Annotated in this window: 18 protein-coding genes and 1 pseudogene; 8 read left to right on the forward strand and 11 right to left on the reverse strand. The window is 55.2% G+C overall.

All coding sequences use genetic code 11. The annotated features are described in order from the left end of the window. The first annotated feature begins 1 nt into the window (after nucleotide 1). From XM38_RS01225 to XM38_RS01245, 5 genes and pseudogenes are all read left to right on the forward strand, one after another. Nucleotides 2-1,030: an ABC transporter permease gene (locus XM38_RS01225; protein ID WP_080810791.1), complete on the forward strand. Its 1,029-nt coding sequence runs from the start codon at nucleotides 2-4 to the stop codon at nucleotides 1,028-1,030. Between the two features lie 117 nt (nucleotides 1,031-1,147). Beyond that, the gene (locus tag XM38_RS01230; RefSeq protein WP_088428863.1) at nucleotides 1,148-1,996 is read left to right on the forward strand and encodes an ABC transporter permease; all 849 of its coding nucleotides are present in this window, start codon (nucleotides 1,148-1,150) and stop codon (nucleotides 1,994-1,996) included. Nucleotides 1,997-1,998: 2 nt separating this feature from the next. Further along, nucleotides 1,999-3,030: an ABC transporter ATP-binding protein gene (locus XM38_RS01235; RefSeq protein ID WP_080810787.1), complete on the forward strand. Its 1,032-nt coding sequence runs from the start codon at nucleotides 1,999-2,001 to the stop codon at nucleotides 3,028-3,030. 53 nt (nucleotides 3,031-3,083) lie between these two features. Then, complete coding sequence (locus XM38_RS01240) at nucleotides 3,084-3,647, forward strand: hypothetical protein (protein WP_202978804.1); 564 nt, start codon at nucleotides 3,084-3,086, stop codon at nucleotides 3,645-3,647. Nucleotides 3,648-3,698: 51 nt separating this feature from the next. After that, a pseudogene (locus tag XM38_RS01245) lies at nucleotides 3,699-3,851 on the forward strand (deoxyribodipyrimidine photo-lyase); the annotation flags it as partial. A 14-nt stretch (nucleotides 3,852-3,865) separates the two neighbouring features. Here XM38_RS01245 and XM38_RS01250 read toward each other — a convergent pair. From XM38_RS01250 to XM38_RS01270, 5 genes are all read right to left on the reverse strand, one after another. Continuing rightward, complete coding sequence (locus XM38_RS01250) at nucleotides 3,866-4,087, reverse strand: hypothetical protein (protein ID WP_080810781.1); 222 nt, start codon at nucleotides 4,085-4,087, stop codon at nucleotides 3,866-3,868. A gap of 106 nt (nucleotides 4,088-4,193) precedes the next feature. Beyond that, the gene (gene ruvC / locus XM38_RS01255) at nucleotides 4,194-4,679 is read right to left on the reverse strand and encodes a crossover junction endodeoxyribonuclease RuvC (RefSeq protein ID WP_080810779.1); all 486 of its coding nucleotides are present in this window, start codon (nucleotides 4,677-4,679) and stop codon (nucleotides 4,194-4,196) included. 12 nt (nucleotides 4,680-4,691) lie between these two features. Next, a complete protein-coding gene (bchI, locus tag XM38_RS01260; RefSeq protein WP_080810778.1) occupies nucleotides 4,692-5,792 on the reverse strand; it encodes a magnesium chelatase ATPase subunit I in 1,101 nt (366 codons plus the stop codon). Nucleotides 5,793-5,857: 65 nt separating this feature from the next. Continuing rightward, nucleotides 5,858-6,112, reverse strand: a complete 255-nt coding sequence (locus tag XM38_RS01265) for a hypothetical protein (RefSeq protein WP_080810922.1) — start codon at nucleotides 6,110-6,112, stop codon at nucleotides 5,858-5,860. After that, nucleotides 6,088-7,122, reverse strand: coding sequence for a ParM/StbA family protein (locus XM38_RS01270; protein ID WP_080810776.1), 1,035 nt, complete (start codon nucleotides 7,120-7,122; stop codon nucleotides 6,088-6,090). The genes XM38_RS01265 and XM38_RS01270 overlap by 25 nt, the downstream gene beginning before the upstream one ends. 265 nt (nucleotides 7,123-7,387) lie before the next feature. Between XM38_RS01270 and XM38_RS01275 the strand changes: the two genes are divergently transcribed. Next, on the forward strand, nucleotides 7,388-8,347 hold the full coding sequence (locus XM38_RS01275; protein WP_137454980.1) for an alpha/beta fold hydrolase: 960 nt from the start codon (nucleotides 7,388-7,390) through the stop codon (nucleotides 8,345-8,347). Here XM38_RS01275 and XM38_RS01280 read toward each other — a convergent pair. Then, complete coding sequence (locus tag XM38_RS01280) at nucleotides 8,344-9,051, reverse strand: TVP38/TMEM64 family protein (protein WP_080810774.1); 708 nt, start codon at nucleotides 9,049-9,051, stop codon at nucleotides 8,344-8,346. The two genes, XM38_RS01275 and XM38_RS01280, sit on opposite strands and share 4 nt — an antisense overlap. Before the next feature lie 213 nt (nucleotides 9,052-9,264). On the opposite strand from XM38_RS01280, the gene XM38_RS01285 reads away from it, so the two are divergent. Beyond that, nucleotides 9,265-10,119, forward strand: a complete 855-nt coding sequence (locus tag XM38_RS01285) for a DUF6920 family protein (RefSeq protein ID WP_080810920.1) — start codon at nucleotides 9,265-9,267, stop codon at nucleotides 10,117-10,119. A 12-nt stretch (nucleotides 10,120-10,131) separates the two neighbouring features. Here the strand turns inward: XM38_RS01285 and XM38_RS01290 are convergent, their stop codons facing one another. The 3 genes from XM38_RS01290 to XM38_RS01300 form a co-directional block, all read right to left on the reverse strand. Then, complete coding sequence (locus tag XM38_RS01290) at nucleotides 10,132-11,148, reverse strand: sodium:calcium antiporter (protein WP_080810772.1); 1,017 nt, start codon at nucleotides 11,146-11,148, stop codon at nucleotides 10,132-10,134. Nucleotides 11,149-11,282: 134 nt separating this feature from the next. After that, nucleotides 11,283-12,206, reverse strand: a complete 924-nt coding sequence (locus XM38_RS01295) for a PEP-CTERM sorting domain-containing protein (protein WP_187329227.1) — start codon at nucleotides 12,204-12,206, stop codon at nucleotides 11,283-11,285. A gap of 302 nt (nucleotides 12,207-12,508) precedes the next feature. Continuing rightward, the gene (locus XM38_RS01300) at nucleotides 12,509-12,709 is read right to left on the reverse strand and encodes a hypothetical protein (RefSeq protein WP_080810768.1); all 201 of its coding nucleotides are present in this window, start codon (nucleotides 12,707-12,709) and stop codon (nucleotides 12,509-12,511) included. Nucleotides 12,710-12,763: 54 nt separating this feature from the next. Between XM38_RS01300 and XM38_RS01305 the strand changes: the two genes are divergently transcribed. Next, entirely contained in the window at nucleotides 12,764-13,000 is a 237-nt protein-coding gene (locus tag XM38_RS01305) for a FeoA family protein (protein ID WP_080810918.1), read from the forward strand. Nucleotides 13,001-13,004: 4 nt separating this feature from the next. Here the strand turns inward: XM38_RS01305 and XM38_RS01310 are convergent, their stop codons facing one another. Then, the gene (locus tag XM38_RS01310) at nucleotides 13,005-13,679 is read right to left on the reverse strand and encodes a response regulator transcription factor (protein ID WP_080810767.1); all 675 of its coding nucleotides are present in this window, start codon (nucleotides 13,677-13,679) and stop codon (nucleotides 13,005-13,007) included. A gap of 7 nt (nucleotides 13,680-13,686) precedes the next feature. After that, on the reverse strand, nucleotides 13,687-15,120 hold the full coding sequence (locus XM38_RS01315) for a sensor histidine kinase (protein ID WP_080810765.1): 1,434 nt from the start codon (nucleotides 15,118-15,120) through the stop codon (nucleotides 13,687-13,689). Between the last annotated feature and the right edge of the window lie 282 nt (nucleotides 15,121-15,402).

Below are 15,402 nucleotides of genomic sequence, written 5' to 3' on the forward strand. Positions count from 1 at the left end.
CATGGCTAACCAGTCCACTGGCAAAATTATTGCTCGGCGTATTCTGGGGGCGGTACCCAGTATCGTTGGCGTGGTGATCGTCACCTTCCTGCTGACCCGGGCCCTGCCCGGGGACCCGGCCGCCTTCTTTGCCGGGCCGGCGGCTACTGCCGACGCCATTGACGAGGTCCGTCGCAACCTGGGGCTGGATAAATCTCTGCCGGAGCAATTCTTTCTCTATATCGGCGATTTGGTGCGGGGAGATTTAGGGGTATCCCTGACCACGGGGCAGACGGTGGTCTATGACCTGATCACCCGGCTGCCGGCTTCCCTGGAGTTGACCGTAGCTGCCTTGGGGTTTGCGATCGCACTAGCCCTGCCCCTGGGAATACTGGCCGCCACCCGGCCTAACTCCTGGATAGACCACGGCGTTCGCCTGCTGGCCACTGCCGGCGTATCCCTGCCCACCTTCTTCACCGGGTTGTTTCTAATTTACATACTGTACTATTTACTGGGCCTGGTGCCAGCACCATTGGGGCGCCTGGATATTCTCTACAGCCCCCCTGACCACATCACCGGCTTTTACCTGATCGACAGTCTTCTAGAGGGCGATTTGGACCTGTTCTGGGCCGCCGCCACTCAGCTCTTCCTACCTGCGGTCACCCTGGGGCTGTTTGCCCTGGCTCCCCTGGCTCGAGTCACCCGCGCCTCCATGCTGGGCATGCTCTCCAGCGACTTTATCCGCACCGCCCGGGCCAGTGGCCTGCCGCCGCGTCAGGTGTTATTCGGCTACGCCTTTCGCAACGCCATGTTGCCCGTCATCACCACCCTGGGTGTAGTGTTTTCGTTTCTGCTGGGAGCCAATATTTTGGTGGAAAAGGTCTTCGCCTGGCCCGGTATCGGCTCCTACGCCGTGGAAGCCTTAGTGGCCTCAGACTATGCGCCGATTCAGGGATTCATTCTGACCATGGCGCTGCTGTATGTGGGACTGAATTTGTTAATTGACTTGCTCTACGTGGTGATTGACCCCAGAGCCGGTGTGGATGCGTAGAGTGGAATTCAAAATTCAAAATTCAAAATTCAAAATTCGAAATACCCTGCGGGAAGCCTCGCTGCACTCGTTTACAGAATCCCCATCACCCTTAAGCTCCCTGTCCTCCGTCCTCCCATGACCTCCACCACTCTGCAACACACCCGCTACGTCATCAGCGAAAACTGGATCACCTTTGCGGCCTTCGGGCTGTTTCTGGTGTTGGTGTTATTCGCGATATTGGGCGATGCGGTTGCCCCCTACAGTCCCCTGGCCAGTAATTCTGCCATTGCCCTGCAACCCCCGTCCGCCGCCCACTGGTTCGGCACCGATCAATTGGGGCGGGATGTGCTCAGCCGTGTCATTGTGGCTACTCGTCTAGACCTGGGCATTGCCGTCATGGCGGTGGCCCTCTCCTTCCTGGTAGGCAGTATCTTAGGCACCTGTGCCGGTTACTTCGGCGGCTGGGTGGATCGAATTATCTCCCGCTGCATCGATACCCTGATGGCCTTTCCCCTGTTCGTGCTGGCCATGGGGCTGGTGGCTGCCCTGGGCAACACGGTGGAGAACATTATTCTGGCCACAGCCATCATCAACTTGCCCCTCTACACCCGCGTCATCCGCTCTGAGGTACTGGTGCGGCGGGAGGCTGGCTTCGTGGAAGCGGCCCGTCTCACCGGCAACGGCGACTGGCGGATCATGGCCAAGCATCTATTTCCCAATGTATTGCCGGTGATGATGGTGCACATTTCCCTGAACATGGGCTGGGCCATTCTCAATGCCGCGGGCCTGTCTTTCATCGGTCTGGGCGTACAGCCACCGACTCCGGAGTGGGGCATCATGGTGGCCGAAGGGGCGACTTATATCGTCTCGGGGGAGTGGTGGCTGGCCCTATTCCCTGGAGCCGTATTGATGCTGGCGGTGTTTTGCTTCAACCTGCTGGGCGACGGCCTGCGGGATTTGATTGATCCGAGGATGAGAACCTAACGATGACAATCCAACCTCTCCCCAACTCTCCATCTCCCCAGCTCCCCATATCTCTGTGTTCTCTCCTGTCCGTCGAAAACCTGACGGTGGAATTCCGCACTCGCTCCGGCGTAGTCAAGGCGTTGGCAGCAGTAGACTTTACCGTCCAACCCGGTGAAACTGTCGGCATTGTCGGCGAGAGCGGCTCCGGTAAGTCGGTGACGGCCTTTACCCTAATGGGTGTGTTAGATCGAGCCGGGAAGGTCACAGCGGGCCGGGCCCTGCTGCAAACAGAGGCGGTGGCGGTAGATCTGCTGAAAGAATCAGAGGCCTCCCTGCGGCAGATTCGTGGCAGGGAGATCTCGATGATTTTCCAGAACCCCCGTACCGCTCTCAACCCGATTCGCAAGGTAGGCAAGCAGATCACCGATGTGCTGCGCTGCCATACGGACCTGCCCCCGAAGGAGTTGCCCGGTAGAGCCCTGGAACTATTGGCCAGTGTGCGCATCCCCGACCCGCCGAAGCGCTACGATGCTTACCCCTATGAACTCTCCGGCGGTCTCTGCCAGCGGATCATGATTGCCCTGGCCCTGGCCTGCTCGCCAAAATTACTGATTGCCGATGAACCCACCACCGGCCTCGATGTCACCACCCAAGCCACGGTGATGACCCTGATCCAAGACTTGGCCGAGCAGGGACAAATGGCCACGTTGTTGATTACCCACGACCTGGCCCTGGCATCGGAATATTGCGATCGCATCGTGGTCATGCACGCCGGTCATGTGGTGGAATCGGCCCCCACCCATACCCTGTTCAGCCATCCCCGTCATCCCTACACCGCCAAACTCATCGCCGCCACCCCCGAACCCCATAAATCCTTCGCCGATCTCACTCCGATTCCGGGTAGCCTCCCTGACCTCAAGGCCACGACATTACCGCCCTGCCGGTTTAGCCAGCGATGCGATCGCTTTGAAGCCGGAATCTGTGATCAGACCCCGCTGGTCCGGGAGTTTGTGAATGGAGATCACCACGTAGCCTGCTGGAAACCGTTGTAATTAGATTTGATCAATGCCATATCATGGCTAAACCGTTCTACTGTCTCCGCCCTTTGATTACTAGTCCTCAGGCTATTATTTGTCCCGGCATGCATCCTCCAGAACTCACGGAGCGATTTTTGGCCTGCCTCACAACTGATGGTGAGTTATGGGGAAACATTGTCCAAATACTCTGCCCTGATCGCTACCCTCCCTTCTCTGCCCACGCCCTGCGTCAAGGGCTACAAGCTTGCTTAGGGGAGCCAGCTAGCGCACCACCAATTATTATGCTGGCCTTTAGTGCCGGTGTGGTGGGAGCAACGGGGCTGGCCTGGTATTGGTATCGCAGTGGTGGCCAGGTGTTAGCCTTGTTTGCCGTTGATGGTTGGGGAGTCCCTGTGGTGGGACCATGGGATAGCTATCGGTTGAGCCATGATGCCTTCACCCACCATTCGTCCTTGCTCTTGGGTGGAGGAGCCGTGAATTTCTATGCAGATCCAGCAGTAGCCCATCAGGATCTCTGGCAATGGCCAGATCAAACCTGGGGATGGCAAGTCTCTACCCATAGCCATTCCTCAACCACAGCCCTTAGCTTCTTACGCCAGCACCTGGGGGGCTACGGCACAGCTCAGTCATAGTCGTTAACTTATGTGAAGCCAATCTACCTCGTTTTACTTGCGCTACCCGCTATGAATGCTCTCCTCTGGTACCGTAACGATCTGCGGCTCCATGATCACGATCCGCTGCAACCTGCCCTAGGGCAGGTTGCAGCAATTATTCCCCTTTACTGCTTCGAGCCCCGGCAATTTAGCCAAACTAGCTTTGGTTTTGTCAAAACAGGGTGTGAGGTATTGATCTATTGCTTCTGCTGATGCTGTTGCAACCAATCTGCTAAGGCCACGCCAGTTTGGCGGTAATCCTCCATCGCTTCGAAGACCATAGCCAGGCTTTGCTTCAGTTCTGAGCCATTATTAGCAAGAGAACTTGCACGTTGTACTGTGCTATTCAACTGGCGAGTGGCTATCTGAAAAGCTTTCTGGCGCTTGGCTAGTTCTGGTTCATAAGGATCGATTGCCATAATGATTCCGCTTCCACAGCTGGCGTCAGGCTCTATGCTCGCCTGTAACGCCGATATTCGTCATCTTTAAATAAGCTCTGCTAGGCCGGTGCAGTTCTAAATAGGTTTACCGCTGAAACCAAGCTGCCAGGGCCAAGGCTAAGGCATCAGCGGCATCATCGGGGCGAGGACTCTGGGCTAACCCCAGTTCCCGGGCTACTGCTGCCTGCACCGATGACTTATCGGCATTACCATAGCCTGTCAAGGCCTGCTTGACCTGGGCCGGGGTAAACTCCACCGTAGATAAATCATGCTGGCCCAACACCAGCATCACCACCCCGCGCGCCTGGGCTACCAGGATCGTGTTGCCCATGCGATAGAAGAACAATTTTTCAATAGCGACCACATCGGGCTGCACCTGTTGCAAGAGTTGGTGCAAATCGTCATAAATGGTACCCAAACGAATTGGTAGGGGAGTCTTGGCCGAGGTTTCGATCACGCCAAAATCGACCACAGCAATCCCAGTATCAGTTCGAGCAGCCCCATCGACCTCAATTACTCCGAATCCGAGAATGGCTAGTCCAGGATCAAGCCCCAGGATACGTGTAGCCATCCTAAGAGCGACTTAGTGGACTCCAGAGGGCTGTCGGCCGTTCTCCTGGCTGACCCCATCTGGATCCATGACACCAAATACTTGACTGAAGGCCTTTTCTACCTTGTAGCCAGAGTCCATGGCTTCTAAAGGATCCTTCCGTAGTCGGTGACGTAGGCACAGCACGATGACACGACGAATATCTTCCGCCGTCACCTCAGTGCGCCCCTCAAAAGCTGCTAATGCCTTAGCAGCTCGATTGGTAACAATGTCGCCCCGCAGACCATCGACATTGAGCTCAGAGCACACTTGAGAAATCTTCACCCGCTTTTCGTGATCAATGGTTACCTGGGGTAACAGGCTCTGGGCCTCGATCAGGCGTTGCTGCAGAGTTGCCTGGGCGTCCTGATAGTTATCTAGGAAGGCATTGGGATCGTGATCAAATTCGGACCGTTGTTCCACGATCTGCACCCGCAACTCTGGATCTTTGACTGTGTGGATTTCGGCGTGCATGCCGAAGCGGTCCAACAATTGGGGTCGCAGTTCCCCCTCTTCTGGGTTTCCCGACCCCACCAACACGAACTGAGCCGGATGGCGAATGGAAATTCCCTCCCGTTCCACTGTGTTCCAACCTGAGGCTGCCGAATCTAGCAACACATCTACCAAATGATCATCGAGCAGATTGACCTCATCAACATAGAGAATGCCTCGGTTGGCCTTGGCCAGCAGTCCTGGTTCAAAGGCCTTAATTCCTTCCGAAAGGGCCTTCTCGATATCGATAGTGCCGCAGACGCGGTCTTCCGTTGCCCCCAAGGGCAGATCAACCATGGCTACCTTCTTTCGGGTCACTGGCACTTCTTGGCCAGCCCGCTCGGCCAGAACATCTACGTCCGTGGGAGGCCGGTTAAAGGGATCATCCGCTACCACCTCGATCTCAGGCAGCAAATCCGCCAAGGCACGAATCGTGGTGGACTTGCCGGTCCCCCGATCGCCCATAATCATCACTCCGCCAACCTTGGGGTCAATGACATTGAGCAATAGGGCTAACTTCATGTCTTCTTGGCCAATAACGGCCGTGAACGGAAAGATAGCCCGACGGGGAGCAAGCGGTTTGACGGCAACGGTTGAAGTCACAGGCGTTCTCTAAGCTTGAAACTACTGTGGTTTGAGACGATCTTCATTGTGCCATACTGCCTTCCCTAGAGCGCCAGCAATTCATCCAGGGCATCTAGAGCCTCACAGGAAGAGCTGGCGGCCCGTGGAGGAGAGGGGGGCATACTATACTGCATTGTCCCTAAGGCTGTAGAGGGATTGCGACCATGGCGATATTCCTCGCAGTAGCGACGAAATACGGCTTCCACCGCTGCCCGAGTATTTTTCAGCCCCCACTCGGAAGCAATTTGTTCAGCTTTATCTAAGACGTCTTTGCTCAAGCGGATTTTGTTGTCATACATAGCTGCTGCTCACTGGAGAGTAGAAATAAACCGCGCACATTGGCGAATTGGGGGTCACCCATGACCGCGAAAAGAGAGCGTCCGGTGAGTCGATCGGCAATTAGGTGGGACCCTCCACCGGTGACGAGAAAACGAGTGACCCGGAGCATGTAGGGGGTGTATTGGGCCTTGACGGTCTGGAAGATACCTCTGAACCAAGGATCTAGGTACTCATCTAACCAACCCGCCCAGGATAGGCCGGTATCGGCATAGATATGGCCTACTCGAAACCCATCCATGACGATGCAAGGATCGGCTGTGGTGCCTAGACCATCCGTGAGACGACGATCGAAACTGATGGAGGCCGCTAGTTCGTAAGTCCCCCCTCGATCCATGATGTTCTCGTCGATGACTTCACCGTCGGCATCTACCAATCGGGTCAGCCAAGTGCCACCGCCAATATCGATGACGATGGTGTAGCCGTTGTCAGGAATGAGTCCCTGGGTTTGGGCGTAGTAGTAGGCCCCGATGCCTTCTCGCTCCACGGTGACCGATTGCACGTCTACCTGGAAATCAATGCCGTTGCGACAAAATTCATGCAAACCAAGTAGTTCTTCCTGTAATCCTTCCTCGTAACGCCCTGGATCAGGGGTGGAGAGATAGAGATGTAAGGGAAACTCGGACACGCTACCATTAATGGGTTCTAAACAGGCATAGAGATGGAGGCGAGCCAGTTCCACTTTATTTTCAATAACCGTTTGTTGTTGTCGCCGATATTTGTAGGCTTGAGCCCCGAAGTGGTAACGACGACCATCGGCTAGTTCAATTAGAGGGGACGCGTCTGAGTAGCTAACCGCATCTCGCCCCTGGGGAAGTTGAAAGCGCACGGAGCGAATGGCCTTGGGATGGCCATGCCCATTGTAGAATTTTAGGTCATAGTTGCCAGCATCTAGGGCTAGGACTTGCCCAGTAGTAGCCGATTTGGCGCGCTGGGCCTTATTGGTGCGCCTAGCTTGAGTTGCCGTTGCCATAGATCTACCTCTGTGTCCAACACGGGGCAATTGTCCCCAGCAGTACAAAAGAACTATAGCCGAAGTTCATGTGTACTGTCTAGGTGTTCATGTGACTCAGTACCCATCCAATCAAGTGTTTCTTAGGCAGAGGCGTCATTATGAGAGATGCTAGTTATGTAACGACGTATTAACTCAAGCCCTAAGACTCAGAATTTACGTTGGTTCTGGTTGCTCGAGCAGCTAGCCAATCTCGAATTGGTCTCAGTATGAGGGTAAGACCTGGATGGCAGGCAATATAACGCCAACTCTGGCTAATTGGAGCACCTGGGAAACATTCAAGGCGGCGCAGCAAGAGATCGTGCTGCCCGCTGGCAGGGTGGTTCATATTGCGGTCACTATCCGCTATGTCGACATTGGAGAGCCTAGGTGGGGCACTATTTTACTGATGCATGGCATTCCTACCTGGGGATGCCTCTACCATGCAATTATTCCGCCGCTGGCTCAGGCAGGCTATCGGGTGATTGCCCCAGACTTCTTAGGCCATGGCTGGTCAGATCGCCGCGATCGCTTTGACCGCTCTTTTCAAGACCAGGCCCGCATGGTGACTGCTCTGCTGGATACTTTGCAACTGGGATCGGTAGATGTGGTCGGCCATGACACCGGAGGAGCAGTCGCTCTGATTCTGGCGATTGAGCATAAAGTGCGGGTCAATCGTCTGGTGATCTGCAACTCGGTTTGCTCCGACCGCTTTGACGATGACATGCTCGACTTTGGCCATCCGCTGCGGTGGAAGCCTCGGCCGGTTGCAGACCTAGTGGCAGTTCTGGAGGAAAGTTTAGCGGCAGGGTTATCGAATCAGAACCGCCTTACCCTAGAGTTTCGGGCTGGCATCATTGCTCCATGGGCCAGTGAGGAAGGGAAATTGAGCCTACTGCGCAATGCCTCGGCTCTCAATGCCAACCAAACCGTGGCACTGGTAGATCGCCACGGTGAGATCACGGCTCCGACCCTGGTCTTGTGGGGCATGGATGATCCCTGGCAACGGGCAGATGACGGCAAGCGATTGGCCAGAGAGATCCCCAGAGCTGTCTTCCAGGCCATTGAGGGAGCCTCTCACTGGGTGCAGCAGGGCGCCAGAGCGATTCACCGCTGCCCTGCTGGATTTTTGCGCCAATGTGCCGGATTCTGTAGGGTAGCCGAATGGGAGAGGATATGGTCGACGGTGTTGTGGCCATGCCGTTAGTCAATCTGAATCACATCCCGCAGGCCTAGCCAGTTGTAGCGGTGAATGCCCCAGGGGAGTCCTATCAACACTAGTAAGAACACGGTCCAAAAAGCAGCTGTGACTGGCATGGAAGGGGTCAAGGATTCTCCTAAATGGGTGATCAGTAGCGTGGAGGGGGTCATCCCCAGGATGGTTGCAGTAGCGTAGATCGGCAGAGACAACCGGGCCATGCCAGCTCCGTAACTGACTAGATCAAAGGAGATTAACGGCAGTAGGCGGGTAATAAACACCATCCATCCCAAGAACAGATGGCCCCGATGAGTCGTGAAATATAGGGTTTTACCACTGAGTGCTTGCAGCGAAGAACGACCCAGGGTGCGGCCCAGGTAATAGGCCACCAGGGCACCCAGGAAGCCGCCAACAATGCTATAAAGTCCGCCCAGCCAAGTACCCCAGATGGTCCCAGCGGCACAGGCCATAGGCAATCCTGGAATTTGGCTCACGACTACCGACAGGGCTAGCACTGTGATGTAGAACAGCGGTCCCCACATCCCCAGCTGGAAAATAACCTGCTGCAGTCCTGCTTTGGTGAGCAGGTTCATGTCATAGCGATGGAGCCCAGTCAGGACAATCAGACAGAGGCTGATCAGACCAAGTGCGATCGCACGTGAACGGTCAATCCGATCCCGTCGCCACTGCAACCGTGGCCTTAGTCTCCGCATCAAAGCGACTATTCGTTGGGGACACCTGGGCAGACTGGAGGCAGAGGGGGACATCTGGGCATCTCAATGTGGGGGTAGCCTGATCGTGCCCTCAGTCAGAACTTTCTGACGTGATTCCTGAGGAATAGAGCAGTGATTCTATCTTGGGTTGGCATTGATTGATATCATCCCATTGCGGTGATGTCATCCCCAGAAACCATATCCTTCGCGATCATGCTGACGCTGATAGTCATTCTGGTTATTATCCTGGCGTTGGCCCTAGGGATAGTTCGGATCTATGGGGCCTATCGCTGGCAGCAAGGGACACAAACCCTGCGGACTCAGCTAGAACAGACTCGTGTTCCCAGAGCACCGCAGCCTGTCGACCTTGAGGCTCTTGGATCTCTGCCAGCCCCTGTGGAGCAGTATTTGCACACTGTATTGCAACCGGGGCAACCCCTGGTAACGGCGGTGCGGGTGCAGCATCAGGGGCATTTCAACCTAGGGACCACTGCCGATCGGTGGCAGCCATTCACCTCGGAACAGCGAGTGGTCATCCAGCGCCCCGGATTTGACTGGGATGCCTGCATTTCCCTACTGCCGGGAGTGCCCATCTATGTCCATGATGCCTATGTGGTCGGTGAGGGGCTGCTACAGGTGGCTCTGTTAGGGTGTTTCCCCCTACTGACGCTACGGGGGCCTGGAGATCTAGCCCAAGGAGAACTGATGCGGTTCTTGGCTGAGGCTGCCTGGTATCCGACGGCGCTGCTGCCTGGTCAGGGGGTGCAGTGGAAGACCGTGGATCAACGCTGCGCCGATGCTACTCTCACTGATGGCGCAGTCACTGTGATCCTGCGCTTTCGCTTTACCGACCAGGGATTAATTGACACGGTACAGGCAGAGGCTCGTGGTCGCCTGGTGGATGGCGAGACTATCCCAACCCCCTGGCAGGGGCGCTTCTGGCATTATGAGCAACGGGGACCGATGCGGGTGCCCCTGGCAGGAGAGGTGGCCTGGTTATTACCTGAGGGACCGAAGCCCTACTGGCGCGGTTGCATCACGCGACTGACCTATGAGCTAGCGGATTAACGGGGCTTAGTGTTACAGAAACAACACTAACAGGCCACCCAAATAGAGGATGAGAATGAGCACGCTTTCGAAGCCGATGTTGCCGATGCCGTATTTTTCTCGGCGCAGTAATCCCAACAGCAGAACACCTGTCATTAGGATTGTTAGGGCAATGACGAAGGTCTGCGAGGGGGTCAGGGCATGGTAAATGGAGCCGGACCGATAGGCGATGTCGGCGAAGGCTATGAAGAGGACGTCAAAACTATTACCACCGACGATGTCGCCCACCGCTAAGGTGAGAGCGCCCTGGCGAACGGCGGCAACGGACGTCACGAGTTCTGGCAGCGAGGTGGAAATGGCGGTGAAGAGGCCACCAACAGCTGTTTCTGAGAGCCCGGTCTGTTGTGCGATCGCAACACCAGCCTGGGCCACAACATAGCCAGCAGTGCCAATCATCAAGGCAAAAATAGCTAAGCGCAGCCATAACTCCCTGAAACTGACCCTCATTTCTGGCAAGGGTACCGGTTCATCCATGCGAGTTTCAGGAGTGCGTGTGGGAGCCCACATGGGGGCTGCTCGGGCCTGAGAGATCAGCCGCAACCCCAACAGATAGGCTATGGGGAGCACCACTGATACCGGATGAACGCCGCCAATGCTCACCGGCGGCGACGAGGCTGCCAATAGGGGAAGTGCCAGCAAGCTGACGAGAAGAGTACCCTGAGACAGATTAGCCACCGAGGCTGCGGCGTGCTCCAGATTAGCCTTGGTGTAGACAATATCAGCCAGGGCCAGGAACGCTGTTTGGGCAGTAATCCCTCCCAAAGCGTTACTAATGGAAAGTTCTGGATGGCCCGTAGCCGCAGCTGTAACCGAGGTGACAATGCCCGGCAACGAGGTAATGCCCCCGAGAAAGAGGGCTCCTGTCACCGCCTCCCCCAGGCCAGTTTTATCCGCCAGCTGATCAGCCACCCGGGTCAGGCGAACGCCAACGACACCAATGACCATCGCCGCCACGATGAACAAACCAATAGGGATGATGAGGGAGTTCAAGCTGCCGTGGGCCCATCGACAGTTATTACTGTATCAATGCCTGTCACTCTATCCAGTCAGCTGACACAAGCCAGAGCCATTCGGACAACGGGATCATTGACCATGGCTGAAACATTAGGGACGATTAGGCCCAGTCAGGTCATAGCCGGACGGCGTTTCAGGGCAATGAGAGCGCCAGCCACAATGGCAATGCCGAAGATGGCCGATGGTTCGGGAACTTCCGTGGCGCCGTCGTCGTTGTTATCGCCTTCTGCATCACCAGGGTCAAACTCACCCAGAAGCTTGTCGCTCCCTTCCCCGGCATTGACATCCTTAAAGCGGGCAGCTGCCAAGATATCACCGTTCTTAAAAGCATTGGTCAGCACGTCTTCTAACTCGCTAGCTGTGACCCGTTCGTTTTGCTGGTTCAGGACAGCATTCAGGGTAAATGCCACGGTTGAGGATTGCCCTGCAGCCAAAGCAGATTGAGGAGAGCCTGATCCCTTAAAGTCGTCCTTGTTGGAGATGACCAGATCAAAATTATCTAAACTGATCCCGTCAATATTGCCCCCTAGGGACAGGGCTTGGGAACCACCGCCACCTTTGCCTTTGCCTTTACCTTTGCCCCCGCCTGCAGAGGTGCCTACCACTGAGATATCGGAGTTGCTGCCGACGGCTGTGATGTCATCGGCAAGGGTCAAGGCGTCTTTGAGTAGCAGATTTGAAAAGTACTCGCTGCCCGTAAAAGTAGCAGAGTCAGTATTTAAACCCAGATCCGTAAGGCTGGTGTCCTGAAACTTAAATCCAAAGCCCATGAACTTGGACTCTGTGGCGCCGGCTCCCCCTGTGATGGCATCAGTGGTATTAAAGATATCTAGCTGAATGCCGATGGTATCGGCATCTAGGTCTGTAAAGGTAAAGTCTACCCGGCCTGATGCTCCGGTTGGCGTGTTGTTAGTGCTGCCAGTGGTTGCATCAAAAAATAGGGAAAACGCCTGGGCTGGCTGAGCCATCAGGGTCAGGCCGACAGACAACCCCCCAGCCATTAAGGCAGCGGGAAGGAAAGAAGCCCATTTCATCAGACACCTCATCTGTTAGTAATCTCTGAGCGATGTACTTAGCTGAGAGGCAGTCTGGGGGCAAAAGACTACACGTCACAAGCAATCGGTAAGGGGCATATATTTAGGGTAGTCAGCTTATCAGGGCGTTGTAGGTCGCTGCAGGCAGTCTTTTCACAGGCTTCATGCAGACACAAAGAATCTCATAAGCCAAATCCAGGACGTATCTCGTAGCACATAAACTTGCGGCAATTACGGGGAAGATGCCTGCTACAAGTGGGCACTGGTAATGCCTGCCAGGGGGAGTAGCCTCCTGCTGCCGCTCATGCATCCTCTAAAAGCTGGACTATCTGGTGATGCATCTGGGCAATGTCGGGATCTTGTTGGATGGCGTGGTGATACCGTTGCTGGGGAGTGGATCCCGTGGCTGTCGGGGTGAGTAAGAGCCGGGCTTGTTGCAGCAACTGAGTCCCTCGTTCTGGCGGCATAGCCTCTTTGGCATTGAGCGCCTCATCGATCTGCACATCGATACACGATACGCTAAGGTATCGGACCGATGTGTCATTCGCATGCCCCAGATGCCATTATCTGACCTTCCCCTAGATAGGCCTGCCACGGTGGTTGCCATTGAGGAAGCGCCTCATGGGTCTGGATTAGAGCAGCGGTTAGCCGCTATGGGCGTTGCGGTGAATAGATCCGTGAAAGTATTGAGAAAGGCAGGTTGGGGCGGTCCCTTACATGTTCGGGTTGGGGCTACTACGGAGATCGCCATTCGCCGTCAAGAAGCGGCTCGGGTTTGGGTGCGCTGGCCTTGACGCTTCAGTCGCGCAGGACGTAACCGACGCCCCGGACGGTCTGAATCAGCCGTTTTTCGTCTTCTGCTTCTAACTTCAGCCGTAGATAGCGAATATATACCTCGATGATGTTGGAGTCTCCCATGAAGTCGTAGCCCCAGACTTCTTCTAAGATGCGATCGCGAGTCAGCACCTGCTTGGGATGGACCATGAGGAACTCGAGAAGATCGAATTCCTTAGCCGTTAGCTCAATGGAGCGCTGCCCCCGCGATACTTCCCGGGTTTTACGATTCAGGATCAAATCTGAAAATTGCAGCATGTCAGCATCTTGGGGCTGAATTCGCCGCAAATGGGCCCGTACCCGAGCCAAGAGTTCTTCGATGCTGAAGGGCTTGACCACATAATCGTCGGCACCAGCATCGAGGCCTTCGACCCGATCCCCGATGTCATCCTTAGCGGTCAATAGAATTACGGGCACTTGGGAGCCGGTGGCGCGCAAGCGACGGCAGACTTCAACGCCACTCAAGCCCGGCATCAGCCAATCGAGAATGATTAAATCAGGGTCTTGATCTCGAGCCGCCATTAATCCAGCTAAGCCATCATTGGCCACAGTCACCTCGTAGCCCTCATAGCTGAGCTCGAGCTCTACAAACTTGGCCAGCTTCTCTTCGTCTTCCACGATCAAAATTCGAGGTGCCATATCCCTCCTATGCCGGTAAGCTAACTGAGAAAACGCTACCTTCTCCTAGGGTGGAGCTGACGACAATGTGTCCTTGCATCGTCTCTACCAATTGCTTAACGATGGAGAGGCCCAAGCCAGTGCCTCCCGTGGCGCGAGAGCGATCAACATCCACGCGATAAAACGGGTCAAAGATGTGGGGCTGATCTGCCTCAGGAATGCCGCGACCGCGATCGCATACCTGTATGATGGCCCAATTTGCCTGTTGCTGCAGTCTCAGGATTACTGGTTGTTTGGGCTCAGAATAGCGAATGGCGTTGTCAATCAGATGGATCAGCACCTGCTTTAAGCACTGTCTATCGGCCTGTACGATGACCGGGGCCGTCTCAATATCGACGATGATTCGTTCTTGGTAGGTCGGGGTTAGGATAGCCACTTCTAACAGAACCGCCTTGAGATCAAAGGCCTCTAGCGTAATGTGCCGTTGACCGCTATTGAGGCGGGCCCAGTCCAGCAGATCTTGCAATACCTGAATCGTGCGATCGGCTTCAGCCGCTGCAATTTCCAACCCCTCGCGTTGGGAATCGCTCAAGGTTTGGCAGCGACGCAGGGTACTCTGCAGGTAGCCCTGCACCAAGGTCAGGGGTGTGCGCAATTCGTGGGACACATCACTGAGAAAGCGACGTTGTTGCTCCCAGGCAATGGCCAGACGCCCCAGCATGCGGTCAAAGGACTGAGAGAGCTCTTTCACTTCCGTAGGCGCTTGCCTCAGAGTGAGGTGAGTCTGGGCCAAGTTATCAGCCGAGACCGAGGTGGCCAATTGATTCAACTGACAAATAGGTGCTAGAGACCGTTGCACATACAGGGCAATCCAAACAGCTAGTACCACAATCATGACCCCACTAGTCAGGGCAAGATTGCGACTCAGGGTTAGAAAACTGAGCTGATCTTGGGTAATTTCATCGGCGACATAGAGGGTGCCTAGCAATGAATTATCGAGTCTCAGGGGGCTACTACAAATCACCAAGTAGCGGTCTTGTAGATGATAGGTGGACGTGCCGGTTGCTTGGGTCAGGGATAGCAGCTGTTGGGTGACCCCCGTTTCTTGCCAGGATCCCATTTCCAAGATGTCGGATTGGGCTATTACCTGACCATTGGGAAGCTTAATCCAGAGGGCCATGTCTGCTGTGGTGCGGTAGTCGATCACCTTCTCTAAGGCCGCTTGAGTTGGCATGATGCCTTGATACAGCTCAACATCTTGATCGAACCGCTCGGCAATCGTCTCAGTCTTGCGTTTGTGACTCTCCAATAAAATTTGCTGCATCCGCCAGCCCATCCAGCCAGCTACACCACCGATGCCGATGGCCGAGGCCAACACCACACCCAAGGTCAATCGCATCCGGATTGAGTTGGGATCGAGAAAGTGATGCAGTGTGTTTAGCACCGATACCCGAAAAGGCATAGGGAATGGAATAGGGTTACTGACCGTGACTGTAGCAAGAGAACCTGAGAAGAGCCTGATAGGACATCTCATCAAAACAATAGTGCCTTCTCAGGGAAATTTCAGATGGCCGGGCTTAAATAAAGCGTGGTCGAGTATGGCTGGTTGAGTCTGTTGGCAACAGGGGAGCACGGTCGCCTCAATGCGCTGGCACGGGCTCAAACCCAGCAAGACCTGGCAGGGATGATCCCATGAGGGTCTCTGTCGATAGCCCGCGATTTTAGATAGTGTCTTAAACCGCCA

Source organism: Halomicronema hongdechloris C2206, assembly GCF_002075285.3.
GTDB classification, from domain to species: domain Bacteria; phylum Cyanobacteriota; class Cyanobacteriia; order Phormidesmidales; family Phormidesmidaceae; genus Halomicronema_B; species Halomicronema_B hongdechloris.

Excerpts from the sequence above, each read along its gene's own strand:
- XM38_RS01225 (WP_080810791.1), top strand. The coding sequence starts at position 2 with ATGGCTAACCAGTCCACTGGCAAAATTATTGCTCGGCGTATTCTGGGG.
- XM38_RS01230 (WP_088428863.1), top strand. The coding sequence starts at position 1,148 with ATGACCTCCACCACTCTGCAACACACCCGCTACGTCATCAGCGAAAAC.
- XM38_RS01235 (WP_080810787.1), top strand. The coding sequence starts at position 1,999 with ATGACAATCCAACCTCTCCCCAACTCTCCATCTCCCCAGCTCCCCATA.
- XM38_RS01250 (WP_080810781.1), bottom strand. The coding sequence starts at position 4,087 with ATGGCAATCGATCCTTATGAACCAGAACTAGCCAAGCGCCAGAAAGCT.
- ruvC (WP_080810779.1), bottom strand. The coding sequence starts at position 4,679 with ATGGCTACACGTATCCTGGGGCTTGATCCTGGACTAGCCATTCTCGGA.
- XM38_RS01265 (WP_080810922.1), bottom strand. The coding sequence starts at position 6,112 with ATGTATGACAACAAAATCCGCTTGAGCAAAGACGTCTTAGATAAAGCT.
- XM38_RS01270 (WP_080810776.1), bottom strand. The coding sequence starts at position 7,122 with ATGGCAACGGCAACTCAAGCTAGGCGCACCAATAAGGCCCAGCGCGCC.
- XM38_RS01275 (WP_137454980.1), top strand. The coding sequence starts at position 7,388 with ATGGCAGGCAATATAACGCCAACTCTGGCTAATTGGAGCACCTGGGAA.
- XM38_RS01280 (WP_080810774.1), bottom strand. The coding sequence starts at position 9,051 with ATGCGGAGACTAAGGCCACGGTTGCAGTGGCGACGGGATCGGATTGAC.
- XM38_RS01285 (WP_080810920.1), top strand. The coding sequence starts at position 9,265 with ATGCTGACGCTGATAGTCATTCTGGTTATTATCCTGGCGTTGGCCCTA.
- XM38_RS01295 (WP_187329227.1), bottom strand. The coding sequence starts at position 12,206 with ATGAAATGGGCTTCTTTCCTTCCCGCTGCCTTAATGGCTGGGGGGTTG.
- XM38_RS01305 (WP_080810918.1), top strand. The coding sequence starts at position 12,764 with ATGCCATTATCTGACCTTCCCCTAGATAGGCCTGCCACGGTGGTTGCC.
- XM38_RS01310 (WP_080810767.1), bottom strand. The coding sequence starts at position 13,679 with ATGGCACCTCGAATTTTGATCGTGGAAGACGAAGAGAAGCTGGCCAAG.
- XM38_RS01315 (WP_080810765.1), bottom strand. The coding sequence starts at position 15,120 with ATGCCTTTTCGGGTATCGGTGCTAAACACACTGCATCACTTTCTCGAT.